This is a genomic window from Sporosarcina aquimarina (genome assembly GCF_019748715.1).
GTDB lineage: Bacteria > Bacillota > Bacilli > Bacillales_A > Planococcaceae > Sporosarcina > Sporosarcina newyorkensis.
Map to the genome: position 1 here is coordinate 32812 of NZ_JACLBZ010000037.1, position 23262 is coordinate 56073.

The following is a 23262-nucleotide window of genomic DNA, read 5'->3' on the forward strand; positions in this document are numbered from 1 at the left end:
AAAACGCGTCCAGCCTTGTTTGGACGCGTTTCTTCTATAGAAGGGATAGAGGTTTATGATCGATGTATATTTATTGAGTGGATTTCTCGGCAGTGGAAAAACTTCCTTGCTTGTTCAATTGATTGACCAAGTAAACAAACAAGGGAGGCAGCCTGCTGTTCTGATGAATGAATTCGGCGAATTGAATATAGACAGTCAAATCGTTGAAGAGAAAAAGGAAGTGCCGTTAAAAGAGTTGCTGAATGGCTGTATTTGCTGTACAGGTGCTGAATCGACGGAAGCACAACTGCAAAGTCTATTGACTGACTATCCAAACGTTGACGTGCTGTTCATTGAGACGACAGGCGCTGCCCATCCGGTAGAGGCGTTAGATGCCGTCTATTCACCCTTATTCGCCGACCAATTAGATGTGAAGGGTATTATCACGGTCGTAGACGCCATGCGCTGGCTGGATCGTGATAAGCTTTCTCCGCGTATGCTCGCATTATTCTTGGAACAGGTCCGACATGCTCATTTCATGCTGCTGAATAAAGCAGATTTACTAACAGCGGATCAATTGGCATCTGTAACGATGCAAGTGACACAATTCAATAGCTTTGCTCCTCTCGTACAAACAACGAATGCGAAAATCGATTTTAGCTATATCGAGAAGATGGTGGATGCCGCCTCTGCTCCGAAACATGCCGTCAGTACAGGCAGCGGCCTTCCACTCGCTTCGAAGGTACTGTCTTTTGAGAAACCGATTAATCAAGAGCATTTTGAAGATTGGGTGCGTTCCTTGCCAGACACCGTATATCGGATGAAGGGCTATATCCAATTAGAAGGCTCCAGATACTCACACTTGTTCCAATATGCGTATGGAATGGTCAATTGGATACCTGAATATATGCAAATTCCTTCAAAACTTGTCATCATAGGTGAGCAGCTTTCAAGCATCGAATATCCGCCTGAAAAGTAGTTGTCAATAGCTTTTCGCTGCCAATAGTCTTCATGGAAGGGCATATCTTCCAATTATAAGGAAGCTGAGGCTCTTGTCTCATAGGTTTGTAGATTGTATTGGGCGAGTTGGCAATTTCCGTCATATTTTCTTCTTTTCTAAAACGTTATGATAAGTTTCGTAGAAGAGGAGGTATGAAGATGAAAAAACCATTGACAATCATCTTATTAAGCTCAGCTATTTTATTGCCTAACCATTCAGCGGAGGCAAGCACGATCAAAACTGTCCACATCAGCCAAACGTACACGTGGAATATACTCCAAGGACAAGATAAGGGGATATTCTCTAATTTCTGGGATAAGTATTGTAGCATCTTGAACAACGAGATTCAGAAGCCAGTAGAGAAGCCACAGCAACCGAATAAACCAGTAGAGAAGCCAGAACAGCCTAGTAAGCCGGTAGAGAAGCCGGAACAACCGAGCAAACCAGTGGAAAAGCCAGAACAGCCTAGTAAGCCGGTAGAGAAGCCGGAACAACCGAGCGAACCAGTTGAAAAGCCTGAACAGCCTAGTAAACCAGTAGAGAAGCCGGAACAACCGAGCAAACCAGTGGAAACACCACAACAGCCAAGCACACCGGCTGAAAAACCACAGCAGCCTAGCACACCGCCAACAGCTGAAAAGCCTGAACAGCAAAAGCCGACTGCAAATGTGTCTGCTGAAGAACAAGCAGTTCTAGATCTAACAAATGCTGAACGAGCAAAAGCAGGTCTAAAACCATTGCAATTTGACGCAACTCTTCAGAAGTCTGCTAAACAAAAATCAGCAGACATGGCCAAGAACAATTATTTCTCACACACAAGCCCTACATATGGCTCACCATTTGATCAAATGAAGATGAATGGCATCACATACCGTAAGGCAGCTGAGAATATTGCACAGGGTCAACGGAACGCACAAGAAGTCGTAACAGCTTGGATGAACTCAGCAGGTCACAGACAAAATATCTTGACACCAGAGTTCACTCATATTGGAATCGGTTATGATGCGAACGGAAATTACTGGACACAACAATTCATTCAAAAATAAGCGGTAGGACGATGGAGAATATTCCATCGTCCTTTTTGCATATAACAGATGAATTTTATGCATACTGACTTGCATAGAGGTGAGTTTCATGAAGAACCCCGCATCAATGATAGATAAATATTTTTTGGAAGACTTGTTTTATGGATCATCTGATTTAGTTATCCAGGAAGTACAATGGACGATAGGGAAAGGTTTCGTTTGTTATTTCACAACCCTAGTAGATACTGTTGAAACGGCTAAACAAATTGAGTTGATGCGTTCGCGCTCTGAACAAGCGTTGAAAAACTGGGGCACGACAGCTATTTCAACCGTTCAGACCTTCAATCAAGAGCAGTTAATCGAAAGCATTTGTTCAGGCATGACCCTACTGATCTTCCCGGAGATGAACATTCAAATACAATTATCAACCCAACAGTTCACAGCCCGTTCTCCCGATGAACCAATTGGAGAAACAACCGTCCGCGGCTCACACGAAGGTTTTGTAGAGTCTTTGGAGCAAAACCTATACATGATTCGAAAAAGGCTTGCCATCCCTGATTTAGTGATTCGTACGGTCAAGATGGGTAAAGAAAATAATTCTTACGCAACATATATTTATATTGATTCTCTTGCAGATCCGGATGTGGTCCTTGAGGCGGCAAACCGACTTAAGAATATTCCCGGTGAATATGCCCTAGGCTCTGGACAAATGGAAGATTATCTTGAAGACACGGTTTACTCTCCGTTTCCTCAGCTATTGAATACAGAACGACCGGATCGGGTAGTGGAAAATTTATTGGAAGGTAAAATTGCTTTTTTAATCGATCATTCACCTACAGTATTAATTGGACCGGTCACGTTTTTTTCGTTTTTCCAATCCCCCGATGATTACAATGCCCGCCCTATTGTCGGTACGTTTTATAGACTATTGCGTTTAGGCGGCTTGGCAATGGCTGTTTTACTGCCAGCATTCTATATAGCCGTTGTGAGTTATCATTTTGAAATTTTACCGAATGATATTAGTCAAAAAGTAAAGCTTACGGTAAATGATCTCCCATACCGGCCTATTATCGAAGCGTTATTTTTAGAACTCTTCATTGAACTAATTCGGGAGGCCAGTCTCCGATTGCCTACTCCTATTGGTCCGACAATTGGGATTGTGGGCGGACTGGTAATAGGGGATGCAGTTGTAAACGCAGGGCTCGTATCGAATATCATGATTGTTGTGGTAGCCATAACAGCTATTTCGAGTTATGTCATCCCTTCACCAGAAATGAATATGAGTATCCGAATTATTCGTTTCCCGTTTATGATCATGGCCACGTTATTTGGTTTTTTCGGGATGAGTATCATGGCTTTGCTTTTGTATATCCATCTACTTAATCTTTCGTCACTGAAGCAGCCTTATTTTTCTCCATTAATACCATTTGATGCGTCCCGTCTTTGGGTAGTTTTCTTGAGGCTTCCTTTTTTTCGTCATCATCCACAGCAAAAGACATTTTCGTTTTTTCGGAGAGGTAGGAAATGATGATGTTTGAACTATCCAAAACTCAATTCTTCTGTATATTATTTTTTATACAGACAGGCGGCGTCTTTATCTCTTTTCAGCATTACTTGATTCAAGATGCGAAACAAAATAGCTGGTTGGTATTTTTAGTGATTGCCCTCATGCAATACTTGCTGTTTCTTCTCTTTGAAAAGACTTATCACGCGTTGCGCGTACCCACATTCATTCGCTGGGTATTCAAAATCTACTGGTTGCTTGTCATCATCAGCGGACTCAGTTTTATCATCTATTTATTGTCGTTATGGACGTTACCAGACACGCCTATTATTGTGACAACGGCTATCATTCTTATTGTTTCGTATTATGCGAACTACGGAAAGGTAACTGCTGTATTAAACATTTGGACAATCGCCATACCTGTAGTTATTTTTATCGTAATCACCTGGCTATTAGCCGTCCCTCATTTGGATTGGTACAGGATGGCTCCCCAAATGGATTTTAATGTGGTGAAAATGGCAAGAGCGTTTTTAGTCGCGACAGCACCGATGATTGGCTTGGAGTTTTATTTATTTTTACGCCCCTTTGTTAAAGAAGTAAGATCATTGGCGGGCTGGCCGTTATTCTCCTATCAAATGAGTTGGACGTTTTTTTATTTAGCAACCATCCTCGTCAACCAATTATTCTTTGGGATAGAGGAAATCAAGACCATCCCGCAGCCCACTTTATACATGATGAAATCTTTAACATTGTCTTTCATTGAACGGGCGGACTTGTTTTATATGATTGCATGGATCATATGGAGTATTGTCACAGTCATTTTATACATTTTCTTCGTTGTGATGACTTGGCCAGCCGACAATGAGAGCAAACGAAGACGGCAAAATATAGTTATCCACCTATTTTTATTGGCAGTCATTGGTTTTTTTGTTTCAAAGGAAAGAAATGAATGGATTCGAGAAATAGTGAATTATCTACACTTAGCAATAGGTATCGTCTTGCCTATCATTCTCATTCTTCTAAAGAAGGGGCTGAATAAATGGATAAAAGACTCCTCGTCTTAATACTGTCCTCTTTACTGCTCAGCGGTTGCTGGGATGAGCTTTTATTTAAAGATGTGACCATCGTTCCGCTTGCGGGAATGGAAGGAGGCGATGACGATGTTCACATGACATTTGCTTTCCCAGTATTTGATGGTAATCAGATCAAATTTTCAACATCCAAAGGGAAAGGGAATTCCATGAAGGAAGCTCAAATGAACGCCAACTACAGTACGAAGGAAGCGCTAAATTTATCTAAAATGGAAGTTCTTCTTGTCTCTGAAGAGATGGCTCGAGATGATCTATATCAGTATCTAGATAACGTCTATAGAGCGCCCAGAAACCGTCTGCAAAGTTACATGGCTTTGGTAGAGGGCGATATCCAGACATATTTTAATCCTTCTGGTGATTTACAAGGGGAAGTATCCAATTACTATACAGAGCTTTTATTGACCGGAAAGATTTACACATATTTTCCCCCTGCAAACCTGCAGCGTGCAGGTACCTTGTTATTAGAAAACACACAGGACCTTGCATTGCCTTATCTAAGAATAGATGAGGAAGGGCTACCTCAATTGGTAGGTGTGGGATTGTTTTCGGGAAAGGATTTTACAGGTCATGTTTTAGAGAGGAGAGAAGCAATGCTCGCTACGCTCTTAAGTGGGGAGAAAGGTAAATTCACCCGCTTCAGCTATAAACTAGAGAATGATGAAAAAGAAAACGAACTGACATTTGACGTTTTGAAAGTAAAAGATAATTGGGATATTTTGAACGATCGTATAATAATCCGCATGAAACTGAAAGCGACTATGGAAGCATTTCCTGATTATCACCATAATACACAAGCAGTAGAGAAACAACTATCGGAAAAGTTAACGAAAGACTTCAATGATGTGGTCGGCAAAATGCAGGAAGCAAAAAGCGATATGATCGGTCTCGGTCGCAAAGTACAAGCATTTCATCCTGAAATTTGGAATCGCGGAAGATGGCAGGACACTTTTTCAGAGCTGCCGATCACGGTGGAAGCAGAGCTGACATTCCGTGATTTAGGTATTCTAGAATAAAAAGGCCAGCAGAAAATCACTGCTGGCTTTGTCTTTTTTGGATATAGCGTAAGCGAAAAGAAAGAATGACCGCACCGACTGTCAATCCTGTGATAAGTCCGACCCAATAGCCATACGCTCCTAAACTCGTATAACCAGCCAAAACGTACCCTACCGGCAGACCAATCACCCAAAATGAAATGACACCAACCAAAAACGTCATCGTTACGTCTTTGTAACCTCGCAGAGCGCCTTGAATAGGTGCTTGCACTGCATCGGACAGTTGGAAGAACGCTGCATAGACAAAAAAGTGAATGGCGAGTGCAATAATTGCTGGATCCGGCGTATACATAGAAGCGATGGCTTCACGGAACGTCAGTAAGATGAATATGGATAGGAAACTGAACAATACGGCAAACCCAATTCCGAGATACGTAAACTCCCGGGCATCTTTTGGCCGATTGCCGCCAATTGATTGACCAACCAAAATCGTCGTACCCATCGATACGCTTAGCGGCACCATATAAAGTAAAGAAGTAAAATTCAAAGCGATCTGGTGCGCAGAAATCACCTGGGCAGTATAGCCGCTCATGAGTAACGTTACAACTGAGAAAATACTCGTTTCCACGAAAATCGAAAGACCAATCGGCACACCGACCAATAATATCTCTTTCCACTTCGTAAACGATACAGGTTGCCATTCTTGGAACAAAGCAAACTCTTTAAAGTGCTTAGATGACCAAGCGATTAACGTGGCTATGAAGAATACTAACCAATACGTAATTCCAGAAGCATAGCCCGCACCCGCTCCGCCTAATTCAGGAAAACCAAAATTCCCGAAAATCAATAAGTAGTTCAAGACAATATTAATCGGAGCAGATAATAAAATAATGAACATGGACACTCGAGTTGCACCTAAGGCATCGAAAAAAGAACGCAACACGGTATAGGCCATCAGCGGTACCAAGCCGACACTCATACCGGTCAAGTAATTCGTAGCAACTTCCACAACTTGATCATCGAGCGGCATTTTGGTGATCGCAGGCAAGATCCCCCACTTGATCAATACAAAAATGATTGCCGAAAGAGTGAGGGAAACGTATAATGCTTGCTGGACAGTAGGCCGGATCGCACTTTTATTCTTCGAGCCGATTTGCTGTGCAATAATAGGGGTAAGACCCATCAAGATACCAGATAGCCCTGTGTAGACAGGGATCCAGAAAGAAGAACCGATCGTGACGCCTGCTAAATGATAGGTATCATAGCGTCCGGTCATCAGGATATCGAAGAAAGACATCAAGTAGAGTGCAACTTGAGTAATTAAAATCGGCAGCATGATTTTAATGAATAACGAGCTTTTCTGTTTTAATGTGTTCTCAGCAATAGACATAGTTTTCATTTCCTCTATAATTATTTTTCAATGGCTATTGTATCATGAAAAACAAAGCGAAAATTACATTACATAAGATTTACAAGGAAGGATGGGAAGAATGAAGCGACCGGTAATTGTATTAACAGGTGGCGGTACGGCAGGGCATGTATCCGTCAATCAAGCTTTAATCCCGGTTTTATTGGGTAAAGGATATAGTGTGCACTACATTGGTTCACATGAAGGGATAGAAAGAGAGTTAATCGGAGATGGACATCCTGAAGTGGTCTATCACTCTATACAAAGTGGGAAGTTGCGGCGTTATTTTTCCATGAAAAACTTTACCGATCCATTTCGCGTGGGAGCAGGTACCTTTCAGGCATTGTCTATTATAAGAAAGCTCAAGCCAGAAATCATTTTCTCTAAAGGTGGGTTCGTTTCGGTTCCTGTTGTGATGGCGGCTAAGCTGGCCAATGTGCCCGTTGTAGTCCACGAATCCGATGTCACGCCAGGATTAGCAAATAAACTCGCATTGCCGTTTTCTTCGCAGATTTTCACCGTGTTTGAGCAAACGCTGCAATATGTGCCGGCTGGAAAATCTACTTGCACGGGTCCTATTATCCGTCCTGAACTTTTTAACGGCAGCAAAGAAGAAGGTTTGCGCATAGCGGGGTTAAAATCCGACCGTCCAATATTCATCGTCATGGGCGGAAGCCAAGGCTCAGCCGTATTGAATGAAGCGATACGCGGTGAATTGCCTCAACTGTTGAAAAATTATCAGATCATTCATTTATGCGGGAAAGGAAATGCAGTTCATGAGCTAAACGACTTAGCAGGCTACGTTCAATTTGAGTATGTAACAGGGGAATTGCCTCATTTGCTGGCGGCTTCCGATTACGCGATCTCACGCGCCGGCTCCAATGCAATTTTCGAGCTGCTCGCTATCCATAAACCTATGCTACTCGTTCCGCTCGCTGCATCCAAAAGTAGGGGAGATCAACTACTGAATGCATCTTATTTCGAATCGAAAGGATTAGCGCTTAAAGTAGAGGAAGAACATCTTGCAGATCAGCCGATGGATGAACTCTTCAAAAATCTGGAGCAAGAAAAAACTCGACTGCTGTCGAATATTGAAAAAACGACAGAACCAAAAACCCCTGAGAAAATGGCTGAAATGATTTTGTCTTTTCAGAAATAAAAAACAATAGCAATACACCTTTGTCAAAGACTTTGTCGCGATTTTCATGTTTTTTTTCGTGTCCTTTATAGAAAAGTTCACAACTTTGTATTAATCCCTTTCAGTTCTAGGATTTGCGTGCTATTATTGTATGGAAGTATATAAAATAATCACAACAAGCCAATAGGCAAATGTGGAGGTAATATTACATGTCGAACATTGTGGATTCCCATCGTTCCCCGTATTCTGCTTTTTCGGGTCCAAACCTTGGGTATGTAATGGAAATGTATGATCTGTTTAAAACAGATCCAGATGCAGTTGATCCTGAGTTAGCAGAGCTATTCAGGAATTTTGGTGCGCCTCAGATCGATGAGTCCGGCGAAGTAGCAGTTGTAGCGCAAGGTTCACAAACAGATCTGCGCAAAGTACTTGCCGTCTATTCTTTACTAGAAGCCATTCGCTCGTATGGGCATCTTGCAGCAGACATTTATCCATTAAACGATCGACCAAAGGATACATCACGTCTAGAATTGTCATATCACGGATTGACAGACAGCGATCTGGTCGGATTGCCAGCATCTTTGTTCTTGAAAAATGTTCCACCAACAGTGGAAAACGGATTGGATGCAATGAATTACCTGAAATCTTTATATACAGGTTCCATCGCATATGAGTTTTCACACTTAATCGACGAAACTGAGCGTAACTGGATTCAAACTAAAATTGAAAACGGCGACGTGCAGTCAAGCTTGCAAGGCGATGAGAAAAAGGAACTTCTCGAACGCTTGACGAAAATTGAAGGTTTCGAGAAATTTATTCACCGTACATTCGTCGGAGCCAAGCGCTTCTCTATAGAAGGAGTGGACACTCTTGTCGTATTGATCGATGAATTGGTTCGCCGTTCTGAAGAAGCGAAAGTACAAAAAATGTTGATTGGCATGGCTCACCGCGGACGTTTGAACGTGTTGACACATAATCTAAATAAACCGTATGAAATGATGTTTGCAGAATTTGCAGGCGTACCGGCATCCCCATTCTTACCAAAAGACGGCTCATTGGAAGTTACGCGCGGTTGGTTTGGCGACGTAAAATACCATATGGGTGCTCTTTACAAAGGTGAATCCGGTCTAAACCGTTTCTTAGCCTATAACCCTTCACATTTAGAAGTTGTGAATCCAGTTATTACAGGACAAACTCGGGCTGCACAGGAGAACACAGATCAGCCAGGGATTCCAAAACAAGATACAAATGCAGCGTATGCGGTACTTGTACACGGTGACGCAGCATTCCCAGGACAAGGTATTGTACCTGAATCATTCAACTACAGTCGTGTACGGGGCTTCAGAACAGGCGGATCTATTCATGTAATCGCCAATAATACTATTGGCTTTACGACTGAATACTATGATTCTCGTTCCACGCATTATGCGTCCGATCCAGCAAAAGGCTTTGAGGTGCCTATATTCCACGTGAATGCAGACCACCCGGAAGAAGTTCTTGCTGTAGCGAAGTTAGCATTTGAATACCGTCAAAAGTTCGGTAAAGACGTCCTAATTGACCTGATCGGTTACCGCCGTTACGGACACAATGAAATGGACGAGCCGCTCGTAACAAACCCAGTGATGTATCATGAGATTCATAAGCATCCAACAGTTCGCCAAATCTACGGACAGCGTCTGGTGGAACAGAAAATCATGACAGACGAAGAAGTGCAGCAGATGGACCGATCCGTCATCGCGTCTATGCAAGAAGCTTACGACCGTGTGAAGGAAGATTCTGCAGACGCTCCAAAAACTTCGAATGCCACACCAGAAGGGGTACTTGCTGGACTACCGCGTGATCTTGAAACAGGTGTTGCAGAAGATCGTCTTCGTAAAATGAATGAAGATCTATTGACATATCCATCTGAATTCACGGTATTTAGCAAACTGGATAAAATCCTTAAAAGACGTGAAGAACCGTTTAACGGAAAAGGTAAAATCGACTGGGCGCACGCTGAGCAACTCGCATTCGGTTCTATTTTACAGGACGGCAAACCAATCCGTATGTCTGGTCAAGATATCCAGCGCGGTACATTTGCTCAACGTCACCTAGTTCTCCATGATGAAAAAACAGGTGAAGAATTCGTTCCGTTGCATCATATTGGTGGCTCCAACGCTTCGTTCGTGGCATACAACAGCCCATTAACGGAAGCGGGTATCGTCGGTTATGAATTCGGCTACAACTTGGAAGAAGACAAAACGATGTCCATCTGGGAAGCACAATACGGTGACTTCTCGAACATGGCACAAGTTATGTTTGATCAGTTTGTATCTTCCAGCTTCTCCAAGTGGGGTCAGCAATCAGGACTTGTCTTGTTATTGCCGCACGCATTTGAAGGACAAGGACCTGAGCACTCCAGCGCTCGTATCGAACGTTATTTACAACTGTGTGCAGAAAATAACTGGACAGTTGCGAACATCTCAAGTGCAGCTAACTACTTCCACGTATTGCGTCGTCAATCGAAGATTCTTGGAAGTGAAGCAGAGCGTCCGTTAGTTATTGCGACACCTAAGTCGTTATTGCGTCATCCACTAGTTGGGGCAGACGTCAATGACTTAGTGGAAGGACACTTTAAAACAGTGCTTGAACAGCCGGGTACGGGTACGAAGCCTGAAAAAGTTAAGAAAATTTTATTTGCAAGCGGTAAGGTAGCAATCGATCTTGCAGAGAAAATTAAAGATGGCGAAGGATTTGACTACTTGCACGTCATTCGTGTAGAGCAGCTCTACCCATTCCCATCCGACAAAATCAAAGAAATCCTTGCTCGCTTCCCGAAAGTGAAAGACTTGGTATGGGTACAAGAAGAACCTAAAAATATGGGTACTTGGTCGTTTGCATATCCGTACTTGGAAGAGTTGGCAGATGGCAAGGACATTTCATATGTTGGTCGTATTCACCGTTCCAGCCCGTCAGAAGGCGACGGAGCTTCTCATAAAGTTGAACAAAATCGAATTATTGAAGAAGCATTAAAAAAGTGATATAACAAATAAGGAAGCTTTTCAAAAACAGTCAAAAACTACTTATACAAAAGTAGCTATCCGTGAAAACGGTACACCTACGAGGAGGAATTTATTGTGGCAGAGATCATAGTACCTGAACTAGCAGAATCGATTACAGAAGGCACAATTGCAAAATGGTTGAAACAACCCGGTGAAAACGTAGATAAAGGTGAATTCATCGTTGAATTGGAAACAGACAAAGTGAACGTCGAAGTCATTTCAGAAGAAGCAGGTGTTGTATCTGAACTACTGGCTGCGGAAGGCGACACAGTTGAAGTTGGCCAAGTAATCGCGATTGTAGGCGAAGGTTCAGGTGCACCGGCACAGCAAGCTCCACAAGCAACAGAAGCAGCGGCTCCGGCAGCAGCTCCAGCTCCAAAACAAGAAGCTGCAGTTGAGCAAGCTACTTCTACAGACCGTACAATTGCAAGCCCGGCAGCACGTAAGATGGCACGTGAAAAAGGAATCGATCTAGCAGCGGTTTCACCTGTAGATCCAATGGGTCGCGTACGTGCACAAGACGTATCCGCTCATACAAACGCTCCTAAAGCACAGCCACAAGCTAAACCGGCTGTAACTGAAGCTAAAGATGACGGCCGCATCACACGCGAAAAAATGACTCGCCGCCGTCAAACGATTGCAAAGCGTCTTCTTGAAGTGAAGCAATCGACTGCAATGCTTACTACGTTCAACGAAATTGATATGACAAACGTGATGGCTCTTCGTTCACGCAAGAAAGATCAGTTCTTCGAGCAAAACGATGTGCGCCTAGGCTTCATGTCATTCTTCACGAAAGCAGTCGTTGCAGCATTGAAGAAATATCCTTATGTCAATGCGGAAATCGATGGCGATGAAATTTTATTGAAAAACTATTTTGATATCGGTATCGCAGTTTCCACTGAAGGCGGATTGGTTGTACCAAACGTTGTGGACGCAGACCGCAAAAACTTCGCTGAAATTGAAGCTTCTATCGGAGAGCTTGCGAAAAAAGCACGCGACAATAAATTGACAATTGCCGATATGACAGGCGGTTCATTCACAATTACGAATGGTGGAGTATTCGGTTCATTACTATCTACTCCAATCCTAAACGGTACACAAGTAGGTATCCTTGGTATGCATACTATCCAAAAACGTCCAGTAGCTGTTGGCGACAACATCGAAATCCGTCCAATGATGTATGTAGCACTTTCTTACGACCACCGTGTAATTGATGGAAAGGATTCAGTTGGATTCTTGAAGATGGTTAAAGAGTTGCTTGAAAACCCTGAAGACCTTCTACTAGGTTCTTGATCGTCTGATTCAAAATAAAGCGACCCGCGTTTCAATTCGCGGGTCGCTTTCCTTTATGAAATATGAGAGGGGAGATGAAACTATGTCTTATCTGAACTGGTTAGAGGCACCTACTTTGAAAACTGTCACGTGCACACACACCGACGCGGAAAAATATGTCGTCAATCATATGTTGACAGCAGGGAATACGTACGAAGTAAAAAATGAAACAGATGAATTTTTATTCATCGTCGACAATTCTGGAAAAGTCGGCGGCTATTACAAAACGTACTTTGCAAACGAACAGATCTAACTGCAAAAATGTCCTTATGAGGTAACAAGTTCGGTTGACATGAAAAAACGCTCAGATTTCTGAGCGTTTTTTTCTATACTATTTTACGAATAGAAGGTATCCATAATGTTTGTTCCACGATCGCGACCATTTGCTTTGAAAAGCTATTTACTATTGCAAATTTAAAAGGTCTGTAATAATTTCTGAGCTATTAGGCGTTAATAAGAAAACGGATAAGATTACAAATAGTCCTCCTGTAACTAGTGGAACAAACGCTTTAATTCCTCCAGCTGTCTTTATTTTAACTAACCCCACAATAAAAACGACAACACCTGTCAGAAGTAAAAGTAAGTACCAGAACCCCATAAAATCACCCATTCCTTTTTAGATTTTGATTAAAGTTGTTCCTATCGAACGCCTTCTCGAAATCGTTGTAATATAAGACGGATTAAATTCATTACGAGTTTCATACTTGCAACACTAAATAGCCAGTTCATTAAACAAATTTCAATTCCTTTTTTAAGGGATGATTGCACTATTCATCAATAGAAAAAAGTAACCATTCTCCTCTATGACTCAAGATTAGAAACCCTTCCTTGAATCATGCATACTTTTTACGTTAGAATGGGGGCAGATAGTAAAAGATAGAAGAGCTTGAACTCTCCCGCAATCTTAGCCATCCAGGTGAGTGGTTGTCAACTTAAAATTCCTTTTTATCTCAAGAACCACCCTTTTGCTTCTTACGGCGCAGAGTGGCTTTCTTTTTGTCTAAAGTTGACTATTTCTTCTCTGATAAAGCATTCACCTATTTCCTATTGATTTGTCAAATAACTAATATCCCAGGAAGAAGTAGTGAAGATATAGAATCATTTGTTAAGGATTTAGGAAAAGGAATTAATCACTAGGGATTAACAAAGCTAAATCTTTAGGTCCGTTTATTAATGAAATTGTAAAAGAGTTTAGCAAAATAAACGATATGTTTTTAACGGTTGCTTATCCGGACATTTCAGTAGAACCTATTGCAGTTTACAAATGAAATTATAATTTTGAATATTATTTTTGTGGTTTTAACATTGGACTTACTTAGGTAACGGGCGCAATTGCGAAAGAAAAATTTCAAACAGACCTCCTTAGTTGATTGGAGTGGAAGGCGGCGACTCCGGCAGGATTAGCGGGACAGGTGAAACACCTAGGTGAGCGAAGCGAGCAGTGTGGTTCAACGCCCGCCCTGCGGAACGCGTCCGCCTGCAACGGAATTCAACGGCTGCCAGGCTGTAACCCGTTAGTCAGGTTAAATTCATAGTTCAATTAAAAGGCACGATTATCGGACAAACAACTCCCAACATCTGTAAACTGTTGAAATGCAAAAACGCTCAGAATCAAATCTGAGCGTTTTTATTTGCTATGTGTTTTGTCGTTTTACTAGTGAACTGCATACTAATTAGAATAATACTTATAGTACTAGTTCCCATCAACCGAAGCTGTACTTACGAAGGACGGTTTTTTGATTCTTCATATACAGAAAGTAAACGAGTTTTAAGATCTTCTTCCATACGCGCGATCTCGTGTTCCGCTGCTTTACGTTTCGCTCGGCCGTCTGCTTGGATAACAAGTGTTTCTTCGATCGTTTGGATTAAGTTCTCTTGTGTCTTTTTCAGAGTATCGATTTCAATTATGCCTTTTTCATTCTCTTTGGCCGTTTCAATACTGTTCGTTTTCAGCATCTCCGAATTACGCAGTAACAGATCATTCGTTGTCTTTGTAACAAGCTTTTGCGATTCCACAGCTTTTTGCTGACGATTCAACGTCAGGGCAATCGCAATTTGGTTCTTCCACAAGGGAATAGCCGTCATAATGGATGCTTGGATCTTTTCTGCCAACGTCTGGTTAGTTTGCTGAATCATCCGGATTTGCGGAGCACTCTGAATCGTAATTTGGCGTGACAGTTGTAGATCATAGAGACGTTTCTCCAGGCGATCGACAAACTGTGCCATATCATTGACTTCTTGAACCATCATTTGATCATCCGCAAGCTCTGCTTTTCTGTGCAACTCAGGAATAATTGTATTGTTAATTTCCTCGACTTTCAGTTCTGCAGCTGCAATGTAGACGTTAAGTGCTTGGAAATAGGTCTTGTTCTGCTCATATAGATTATCAAGCATACGCACATCTTCCATTAAACCGCGTTTTGAATGTTCCAATTGCACCCCAATTTTATCAATCTGGGTACCTAATTTTTGATATCTCGTCATCATTTCCTGAACAGAGCGTGTCGCTTTACCAAATAGGCGGCTTAGGCCAGATTTCTTTTTCTCCGATAAGTCATCCGGGTCGATTTCGGATAGTTTATTCATCAATTCATTGAGCACGTCGCCTACAGGACCTATGTCTTTACTTTGTACATGATCCAGCATTTTATGGGAAAAGCGGGACAGTTCGTTCTGAGCATTGGCACCATACGTAATGATCGCTTCATAATTACCTACGGGAATTTGCGAAGCCAACTGTTTCGCTTTGTCTTGTTCTTCTTTTGATAGGCGGTCTACGAGCTTAGTAGATGCACCACTTTCCGCAAGGGTGGTCTCCATTTCTTGCGGTAATAGGCTGGCATCCATGTCGAATGGATTGCCGAGTAAGTCATCAATTGTGGTTTCCTCTTGTGCATTTTTATCTGTCATTAGAATGTTCTCCTTTCGATTCGAGCAACGGTTTATCTTTATTGATTGTAACATCAACAAAATCAATTTCCATTTGTAGTTGCTCTAAATCCGTCGCAACTGCATTTCGTAAATCTCTTTCCATCTCTTGACTTAAATCAGATAACGTCTCCCGTGTATGCTGAAGGGCTACTTTGATTTCTCGATCTTTTAGCGGTTGATTAACTAAAAGACCATACTTAGAAGTCAATTCCACTGCAGAATCTAGATGTGCGTAGAAAAACGTCTCCACCTGATAAAATTTACGTGGATTCGTTTGAACAATTTTAATGATCCTTCTAGCCATCGAAGACATATCATATACTTGTCTAAACGCTTGGATAGAACGCACTTGTCCATACATATTGGCCAAACGTTTCAATTTTTGCTTGGATTGGGTGAGTTGGTGTTCGATATGCTTATATTCAGAACGCGTCATTCCAAGTTGTTTCAGGTTGGAACGTAATTGTACTTCTTTGATGGCCACATTTCCACCTGCATACAACGCGATACCAATCGCAGAACTCACAAAGAAATTCAGACTCGTAGCCCCGATCAGAGTAAACCAAGTCAGGAAACTAGCAGGAGCCATAATTGCGTGTCGCGTAAAAAAGTTTTTTATTTTATTCATAATTTGTCAGGCCACCTTCCATTCTATATACATTACTTACGGATTGACAGCGAAAAAGTTTCATTCGGCCCAATAGGGGATGTTGACCATAATCCATCCTATCCTAATTATAGCTGAAATCGGATGAAAACTCATATATTTCGTCGCACCAATCTTTTTACTTTGCTATAGGGAATAGATTTGCTAGAATAAGTGTCATTCATGCATAGAGCGGATAAAGGGGTGCATACTAATGTATGAAGTGGTCTATATGAAAGCTGATTTTGAACCATGGTGGATGTTTGAAGAGTGGAGAGACTTTACAATCTCCACGAAAACTTTTCCAAATAAAATTGAAATGCAAGAATATGTGAGTGCTATGGTCATCGATATGAAAACGCGTTACGAGCACTATGAGATACGCAAAGGCTGTTTTCACGCATTTTGGTCGCCATCTGAAAAGCATTATTGCGACGGCTGTGAAGGCGATTTGCAAATTTATCATGGACTTATTGTATTGGTGAATGATCAACCAGATATATCGTAAAAAGATTCTGTAAGTTCGGTATGCTTTTTATTGACAATCCATCCAATTATGATATACTTGCTCTAAGTGAAATAGTCAAACGATCGTATGCTAATTGATTCACCTATTACAAAAGGGATCGGCGACGTCGGCACCTTTTGTAATATGTGAATTTTTTTTATGCGAAAGTTCATGTATTAACAAGTACTTATACATTTTTGGAGGTTATCGAATGAAACAAGGTACAGTAAAGTGGTTCAATTCTGAAAAAGGCTTCGGTTTTATCGAAGTTGATGGAGAAGACGATATTTTCGTACACTTCTCAGCAATCCAAGGCGACGGATTCAAGTCACTTGACGAAGGTCAACAAGTTGAATTTGAAGTTGTCGAAGGAAACCGTGGTTTACAAGCAGCTAACGTTGTGAAATTATAATCCACTTGCAGAAAGGCGCCTATAGAGGCGCCTTTTTATGTGGTATAAATCATTCAGGTTGTGTTACGGTTTCCAGCAAAGAAGTTACTACAAAATCTTCTTCTGATGTCATGATCGACTCTCGTTTTACCTCGCCGAATCCTTTCACTAAATAGATGCGATTGATAATGTCTTTATCCTTTTTTTCGATAACGATCGCATCCTCAAATTGCTGATACGGTGTTTCTACAGAAGCATCCGTTTTTACAATGGTCCACTCATCAAACGTTGTGCCTTTTTCGATCGGTCCCTTTAAATAGACGCGGATCGGCTTCAATGCTTCCAACTCTTCTTTTGAAGGAACTTCGGCAGCCAGTTGGACCGGCTCTTCCTGAAGAACCTGGATTTCATCTCCTTGAAGCTTGTATACTTTCTGAATGAAAGACCCACCGTTATTTTCATGGACCACAATATAATCCTCAATAGGGGAATTCACTGTGATATCCAATTCAGCAAACTCATTTCCTTCACCTTTATAATGGGCACTTGATCCATCAGGAAGAAAGTAGTCCAGTAATTGCACTTCTGTTTTTTCTGCATCCTGTTGATCTGTTTGGCTCTCATTTGTTTGTTCATCCTTAGTTGGCTTATCATTTGTGCTGCCACTGTCATCCAGTGATGTAGCAGGCTTAGAAGAACAACCGGCCATTACAAGCAGAAGCGCAAATACAAGAACGATTGAATTGCGTTTCATGTAAAAAAACCTCCTTTATTCTGTGGTATACCCTCAATGAAACCAACTATTCAAGAAAATTAAAAAGCCCGCTTTTGAGAAAGCGGGCATGAATCAATTATGCTTTTTGACCTTTCCATTCCAAATACTCATCATACGACATCATTTTATCGAAAATTGTTCCATCTTCATTGATTTCGATAATCCGGTTGGCGATTGTCTGAATGAACTGGTGGTCATGAGATGTGAAGACCATAGCGCCTTTAAACGCGATTAAACCATTGTTCAATGCTTGGATCGACTCCAAGTCCAAGTGGTTGGTCGGCTCATCAAGTAAAAGAACGTTAGCACTTGTCAGCATCATTTTAGAAAGCATGCAACGTACTTTTTCTCCACCCGATAATACACTTGGTTTTTTCTTTACTTCTTCACCCGAGAAGAGCATACGGCCCAGGAATCCACGCAGGAAAGTTTCCGTTTCATCTTCCGGAGAATATTGACGCAGCCATTCGACCAATGTCTGCTCAGATCCTTCAAAGTATTTCGAGTTATCGATAGGGAAGTACGCACGTGTCGTTGTAACACCCCATTTAATCGACCCTGTATCCGGCTCAGTTTCTTCTGCAAGCAAATCGAGCAATGCAGATTTAGCAAGCGGATTACCTAGTAAAACGACTTTATCTTCTTTGCCAAGTGTGAACGTAGCATCTTTCAAGAAGGTTTTACCATCTACTGTTTTCGTAACGTCTTTGATCGTTAATACATCATTTCCAATTTCGCGGCCCATCGTGAAGTTTACGAAAGGGTAACGGCGGGACGACGGTTTGATGTCGTCTAATTCGATTTTATCAAGTGTCTTTTTACGGGAAGTTGCTTGTTTCGACTTCGAAGCATTCGCACTAAAACGCGCAATGAACGCTTGGAGTTCTTTAACTTTTTCTTCTTTTTTCTTATTCTGCTCCTGGGAAAGCTTCAATGCAAGTTGGCTGGATTCGTACCAGAAATCATAGTTCCCAGCGTAGATTTGAATTTTACTGAAGTCAAGATCCGCAATATGCGTACATACTTTATTCAGGAAATGACGGTCGTGGGAAACGACGACAACAGTATTTTCAAAGTTGATCAAGAATTCTTCCAGCCATTGGATGGCTTTTAAGTCCAAGTGGTTGGTCGGCTCATCGAGAAGCAAGACATCCGGCTTGCCGAATAAAGCTTGGGCCAGCAATACTTTAACCTTATCCGATCCAGTTAATTCGGACATCTTAACATGGTGCATACTTTCAGAGAGTCCCAGTCCTTGCAGAAGAACAGAAGCTTCTGATTCGGCTTCCCATCCATTCATTTCAGCGAATTCGCCTTCTAATTCAGCTGCACGCATACCGTCTTCATCTGAGAAATCTTCTTTCATATAGATGGCATCTTTTTCTTTCATGACTTCATATAGACGCTTATGTCCCATGATAACCGTTTCCATCACTTCAAATTCTTCATATTCGAAGTGGTTTTGCTTCAATACAGCTAAGCGCTCGTCTTTACCTAAGATGACATTACCTGTTTGAGGTTCAAGTTCGCCTGAAACGATTTTGATAAAAGTTGATTTTCCCGCACCATTCGCTCCAATTAATCCATAACAATTACCTGGATTGAATTGTATATTGACGTCTTCGAATAGCTTGCGGTCGCCGAAGCGAAGACTCACATTACTGACTGCTAACATAATTAAATCCTCCTAAATTCACAATGCTCCTATTATACATTAAAAAATGATGGAATGGAATGTTTGGGCTGGAACTGTTTGCATTTTGGGTTTACGATAAGAGAAGCAGAAGTTTGCTGACACAGCAAATCATCAAGCCATATTATTTGTATTTCCACTTTTATTTTCGGCTATGCTTATACTGACATTGTAAAATCGCGAATCAATTTGAAACGCATAGGTCCAGACGCAACCCACCGGAGGCAAAAACGTCATTATCTATATTCAGCAGGAGACTCTCACCTCTACAGGTGGTGAGATGAATGGGGTCTTATTTCCTGTTCGATGGGTGTTTAAACGCCCGCTGAACAAAGATAAAGCCTCCGGCGGATATCACAGATTTTGAGAGGAGTCAATTGTGCTTGCACAATTCAAAATCTGGACGCAATTACGCCGAGGCGTAATTGATTAAAGGACTACAGGGTTATTGGAGGAATGAAGTTTAAATGGAAGAACACTTGGAAGAACAACTGCCGCGTCGCAGAAGAAAGAAACGCAAGCTTCGGGTCGGCAGGGTTTTTATTACCCTTTTATTGCTTGTCACGATCACAGTTGCAGCGTATTGTTATTTTCAATACAAGCAAGGTAAAGCGATGACTGCGGGAAATGAGATTGACCCTGGAGACTTTCAAGGCGATTTACTAGATCCCCAAGACCCCACAACGGAAAATTATTTGTTGCTTGGAATTGATAATGATGGTTCTGGTAAATACCGTACGGATACGATGATGGTACTTTCTTGGGATCAAACACACGGAAACGCCAAGTTGATTTCATTCATGAGAGATATTTATGCTCAGATACCGGGTTATCAATCCTATAAATTAAATACGGCATACTACTTAGGCGGTGTACAAACCGCAAAAGAAACCATCTCAGGAATGTTTAATATTCCAATTCATCATTACGCGGTCGTCGATTTCGAAAACTTTGAATCAATTATGGATATTATGTTTCCAAAGGGCTTGGAGATGGATGTAAAAAAGGAAATGTCTGAAAAAATAGGCGTTACGTTAACTCCGGGGGTACAGAAGCTTAACGGCAAAGAATTATTAGGTTATGCCCGCTATCGCGCGGACAACGAAGGAGATTTCGGCCGAGTAAACAGGCAACAGGAAGTTATTTCAGCTGTTAAGAATGAATTATTTAGTTTATCTACTATTTTGCAGGCACCTAAAGTAGCAGGCGCACTTGATAACTATATCCAAACCGATCTCACTTCGAAAGAAGAATTGACCAAAGTCTTGACCGTTTTGGCGAAAAGAAAATTGGATCTCGAAACATTGAGGATACCAGTAGAGGATAGTTATTCGTTCACCTCTTACCGGCATGCAGGTTCTGTTATAGAAATCGATCTAGATAAAAATAGGGAAGCGATTCATTCTTTTTTAGCCGCACAATAAAGGGTCGTACAGAAGGGGGAAGAGGATCTTGAGACAGCCACCAAAAAAGAATTCTTTACGGGATTTTTGGTCTATTCGTTCAGCGTCACCGATCGTTGGATTTCTTGGTGGTCAATCTACATTGTTTGTGCTGCTTTGTTTATTGCTTATTGGATTGATCATTTTGATATTCACTCAAGTTTCATTTATTTTTTATCCGATCCGTGTGTTTTTCTCAACAGTTGTCCTGCCTATGGTGCTGGCAACCATTTTGTATTATTTAATGAGACCCATTCTGCGTTTTTTGGAAGTACGACTGAAGATACCACGGGTTTATGGGATATTGATCTTATTCCTAGCTGCAGCCGGATTGCTCACATTAGTCATTTTCCTCGTGCTGCCATTTCTGCGTGAGCAGACGATCAACTTATTCGATGAATTTCCTTCGTATTTCAAACAGCTGATTTTAGATATGGACTTATTTTTTAGAACTTCCATATTCGCTCCTGTTTATGAAGGATTTAATTTCAATGTCAACAGCTTTTTGGATTCAGGATTTGAGAGCATCGGAAAATTCTTCACCGAAACAATTGGAGGGATCGCTTCCGGTGTCACGTCCTTTATTTCCGCATTGACTGGTATTATTTTAAGTTTGTTTACGGTTCCATTAATATTGTTCTACTTGCTAAAAGAGGGCGAGAAGCTGCCACAGATGATTTTGCGTATGTTGCCGCCTCGTTTACGTGACGACGCATCAACTATTTTCAGAGATGCGGACAAACAGATCAGCGCCTATATTCAAGGACAGATTTTAGTGGCAATTGCGATCGGTATTATGGTTTCAATTGGATTCCTAATCATTAAAATGAAATATGCACTTTTGCTCGGTGTTCTGGCAATGTTTACAAGCATTGTGCCTTATTTAGGACCTGTCATCGCCATTACGCCTGCGGTTATTATCGCCATTGTGACGTCACCTTTCATGTTGGTCAAGCTGGCGATTGTCTGGACCATTGTACAAGTCGTGGAAGGTAAATTTATTTCGCCGCAAATCATGGGCAAATCCCTACATATCCACCCGATTACAATTATTTTTGTCTTGTTGACCGCCGGATCGTTATTTGGCGTAGCCGGTGTCATTCTTGGAATCCCTTCGTATGCATTGCTGAAGGTAGTAGCGACACATGCCTTTCATTTATTCACACTGCGCTATAATCGCTTCGAAACCGAGGAAGAGATGTATTATGATACTTTGGAAAACTATGAGGACATAGAATAACCCGCCATGTACGGCGGGTTATTTTTATGGTGTTTCGTATAAAATGGAACCTGTATTTGATAAATCATAGCCGCCGATTGCAGAGATTTTCTCTTGGAAATTTTGAGAATTTAAAGTTTCCAAAACCAGATCACGCAGTCTTTCATTGTCCTGTGTTTTCAGCAATACAAGATCATACTGCTCTTGAATCAACGGAACGAACTCCACATCAATAAGACGCGAGGCCTTTTCAATTCCTACTCCCACATCTGCCTGACCCGAGGCAATGCGCGCCGCTATGGCCATATGATTCAACTCTTCGTCCTCATAACCTTTTATAGCAGACGGGGCAATACCTGCAAGACGCAGCTGTTCATCTAGCAGGACGCGTGCACCCGAGCCTTTCTCACGATTGATCAGGCGAATGCCGGGCTGTCCTATATCAGACCAGGTACTAAACTCTTTCGGGTTGCCTTTTTGTACATACATTCCAGCTGTTCTACCGAGTAAATTAACGACCAAATAAGATTGGCCAGTAAGTAAACGTGTAATATACGGCAAATTATACTGTTTCGTTTCACCGTCAAACAAATGCGTACTGACAATATCTGCTTCTCCTTGAACCATTTTAATTAAGCTATTGAGACTGCCTGTAAATGAACGTAATGGACGAACGCCTAGTCCGGCATCTTCAATCGTATTGGCTAAAATATCAAGGCTCAAATCTTGCCCGCTAATAATAATCGAGGAAGCCCTAGATAATCCAGGTGCCTGTTCTTCCGAAACTGCTTGGACTGGCTGTCTTGTAGGAAAGTCACCTCCGCTTTTTAACCGCTCTTTATAAGCCGATAAATCCACTGCATCTACACGCATTTGCCTTCCCACACGATAGGCACGTATTTCGCCTTTCTTAATTAAATCATAGACCGTAAGTTTAGAAACTTTCAGCAGTTGGGCAATTTCTTCTGTTGTATACGATACACTGTTATCTGGATTGCTCATTTTTTCATCCTCCAATGCACATTCATTCTATCTTCCGTCATTTCTATGAAAAATGCAAAATTGACAAGTATAGCAAACCATATTAAGATAATTTTAAATATAATTAAATATAACTAGTTATAGTTAGTTTTATTCAAGAGAAAAG

General features: G+C 41.5%; 19 protein-coding genes. 13 read left to right on the forward strand and 6 right to left on the reverse strand.

What is annotated here, in order from left to right; translation table 11 throughout:
- Positions 1–55 precede the first annotated feature (55 nt).
- The 5 genes from H7J92_RS16260 to H7J92_RS16280 all read left to right on the forward strand — a co-directional run bounded on the left by H7J92_RS16260 (position 56) and on the right by H7J92_RS16280 (position 5612).
- Positions 56–958 (forward strand): CobW family GTP-binding protein, encoded by a 903-nt coding sequence (locus tag H7J92_RS16260; RefSeq protein ID WP_009496623.1) that lies wholly within the window; start codon positions 56–58, stop codon positions 956–958.
- A gap of 179 nt (positions 959–1137) precedes the next feature.
- Positions 1138–2025 carry a CAP domain-containing protein gene (locus H7J92_RS16265; protein WP_050804620.1) on the forward strand — a complete coding sequence of 296 codons (888 nt, stop codon included), beginning with the start codon at positions 1138–1140 and terminating at the stop codon, positions 2023–2025.
- An 88-nt stretch (positions 2026–2113) separates the two neighbouring features.
- Positions 2114–3532 carry a spore germination protein gene (locus tag H7J92_RS16270; RefSeq protein WP_009496625.1) on the forward strand — a complete coding sequence of 473 codons (1419 nt, stop codon included), beginning with the start codon at positions 2114–2116 and terminating at the stop codon, positions 3530–3532.
- Complete coding sequence (locus tag H7J92_RS16275; RefSeq protein WP_009496626.1) at positions 3529–4572, forward strand: GerAB/ArcD/ProY family transporter; 1044 nt, start codon at positions 3529–3531, stop codon at positions 4570–4572. The genes H7J92_RS16270 and H7J92_RS16275 overlap by 4 nt, the downstream gene beginning before the upstream one ends.
- The gene (locus tag H7J92_RS16280; RefSeq protein WP_009496627.1) at positions 4548–5612 is read left to right on the forward strand and encodes a Ger(x)C family spore germination protein; all 1065 of its coding nucleotides are present in this window, start codon (positions 4548–4550) and stop codon (positions 5610–5612) included. The genes H7J92_RS16275 and H7J92_RS16280 overlap by 25 nt, the downstream gene beginning before the upstream one ends.
- A 16-nt stretch (positions 5613–5628) precedes the next feature.
- On the opposite strand, the gene H7J92_RS16285 is transcribed toward H7J92_RS16280, so the two are convergent.
- On the reverse strand, positions 5629–6981 hold the full coding sequence (locus H7J92_RS16285; RefSeq protein WP_139365926.1) for an MATE family efflux transporter: 1353 nt from the start codon (positions 6979–6981) through the stop codon (positions 5629–5631).
- A gap of 100 nt (positions 6982–7081) precedes the next feature.
- Here H7J92_RS16285 and H7J92_RS16290 point away from each other — a divergent pair, with 100 nt between their 5' ends.
- The 4 genes from H7J92_RS16290 to H7J92_RS16305 all read left to right on the forward strand — a co-directional run bounded on the left by H7J92_RS16290 (position 7082) and on the right by H7J92_RS16305 (position 12763).
- Positions 7082–8158: an undecaprenyldiphospho-muramoylpentapeptide beta-N-acetylglucosaminyltransferase gene (locus H7J92_RS16290; protein ID WP_221837994.1), complete on the forward strand. Its 1077-nt coding sequence runs from the start codon at positions 7082–7084 to the stop codon at positions 8156–8158.
- Between the two features lie 188 nt (positions 8159–8346).
- Positions 8347–11157 (forward strand): 2-oxoglutarate dehydrogenase E1 component, encoded by a 2811-nt coding sequence (locus H7J92_RS16295; RefSeq protein ID WP_009496630.1) that lies wholly within the window; start codon positions 8347–8349, stop codon positions 11155–11157.
- A gap of 96 nt (positions 11158–11253) precedes the next feature.
- On the forward strand, positions 11254–12471 hold the full coding sequence (gene odhB / locus H7J92_RS16300) for a 2-oxoglutarate dehydrogenase complex dihydrolipoyllysine-residue succinyltransferase (RefSeq protein WP_221837998.1): 1218 nt from the start codon (positions 11254–11256) through the stop codon (positions 12469–12471).
- Between the two features lie 82 nt (positions 12472–12553).
- On the forward strand, positions 12554–12763 hold the full coding sequence (locus tag H7J92_RS16305; protein ID WP_078816639.1) for a DUF6501 family protein: 210 nt from the start codon (positions 12554–12556) through the stop codon (positions 12761–12763).
- A 1466-nt stretch (positions 12764–14229) separates the two neighbouring features.
- On the opposite strand, the gene H7J92_RS16310 is transcribed toward H7J92_RS16305, so the two are convergent.
- Together H7J92_RS16310 and H7J92_RS16315 are read right to left on the reverse strand one after the other, a co-directional pair.
- Positions 14230–15420 carry a toxic anion resistance protein gene (locus tag H7J92_RS16310; protein ID WP_078816636.1) on the reverse strand — a complete coding sequence of 397 codons (1191 nt, stop codon included), beginning with the start codon at positions 15418–15420 and terminating at the stop codon, positions 14230–14232.
- On the reverse strand, positions 15410–16069 hold the full coding sequence (locus H7J92_RS16315) for a 5-bromo-4-chloroindolyl phosphate hydrolysis family protein (RefSeq protein ID WP_221838002.1): 660 nt from the start codon (positions 16067–16069) through the stop codon (positions 15410–15412). The genes H7J92_RS16310 and H7J92_RS16315 overlap by 11 nt, the downstream gene beginning before the upstream one ends.
- Positions 16070–16301: 232 nt before the next feature.
- Between H7J92_RS16315 and H7J92_RS16320 the strand changes: the two genes are divergently transcribed.
- Together H7J92_RS16320 and H7J92_RS16325 are read left to right on the forward strand one after the other, a co-directional pair.
- Positions 16302–16595, forward strand: a complete 294-nt coding sequence (locus H7J92_RS16320) for a DUF1033 family protein (protein WP_221838004.1) — start codon at positions 16302–16304, stop codon at positions 16593–16595.
- A gap of 211 nt (positions 16596–16806) precedes the next feature.
- On the forward strand, positions 16807–17007 hold the full coding sequence (locus tag H7J92_RS16325) for a cold-shock protein (protein ID WP_009496637.1): 201 nt from the start codon (positions 16807–16809) through the stop codon (positions 17005–17007).
- A gap of 49 nt (positions 17008–17056) precedes the next feature.
- On the opposite strand, the gene H7J92_RS16330 is transcribed toward H7J92_RS16325, so the two are convergent.
- Together H7J92_RS16330 and H7J92_RS16335 are read right to left on the reverse strand one after the other, a co-directional pair.
- Entirely contained in the window at positions 17057–17740 is a 684-nt protein-coding gene (locus H7J92_RS16330) for a YgdI/YgdR family lipoprotein (protein WP_221838007.1), read from the reverse strand.
- A 97-nt stretch (positions 17741–17837) separates the two neighbouring features.
- The gene (locus H7J92_RS16335; RefSeq protein ID WP_221838010.1) at positions 17838–19436 is read right to left on the reverse strand and encodes an ABC-F family ATP-binding cassette domain-containing protein; all 1599 of its coding nucleotides are present in this window, start codon (positions 19434–19436) and stop codon (positions 17838–17840) included.
- A gap of 485 nt (positions 19437–19921) precedes the next feature.
- Here H7J92_RS16335 and H7J92_RS16340 point away from each other — a divergent pair, with 485 nt between their 5' ends.
- Complete coding sequence (locus tag H7J92_RS16340; protein ID WP_221838013.1) at positions 19922–20878, forward strand: LCP family protein; 957 nt, start codon at positions 19922–19924, stop codon at positions 20876–20878.
- 28 nt (positions 20879–20906) lie between these two features.
- Positions 20907–22136 carry an AI-2E family transporter gene (locus H7J92_RS16345; protein WP_009496642.1) on the forward strand — a complete coding sequence of 410 codons (1230 nt, stop codon included), beginning with the start codon at positions 20907–20909 and terminating at the stop codon, positions 22134–22136.
- 24 nt (positions 22137–22160) lie between these two features.
- Here the strand turns inward: H7J92_RS16345 and H7J92_RS16350 are convergent, their stop codons facing one another.
- Positions 22161–23117, reverse strand: coding sequence for a substrate-binding domain-containing protein (locus tag H7J92_RS16350; RefSeq protein WP_221838016.1), 957 nt, complete (start codon positions 23115–23117; stop codon positions 22161–22163).
- Between the last annotated feature and the right edge of the window lie 145 nt (positions 23118–23262).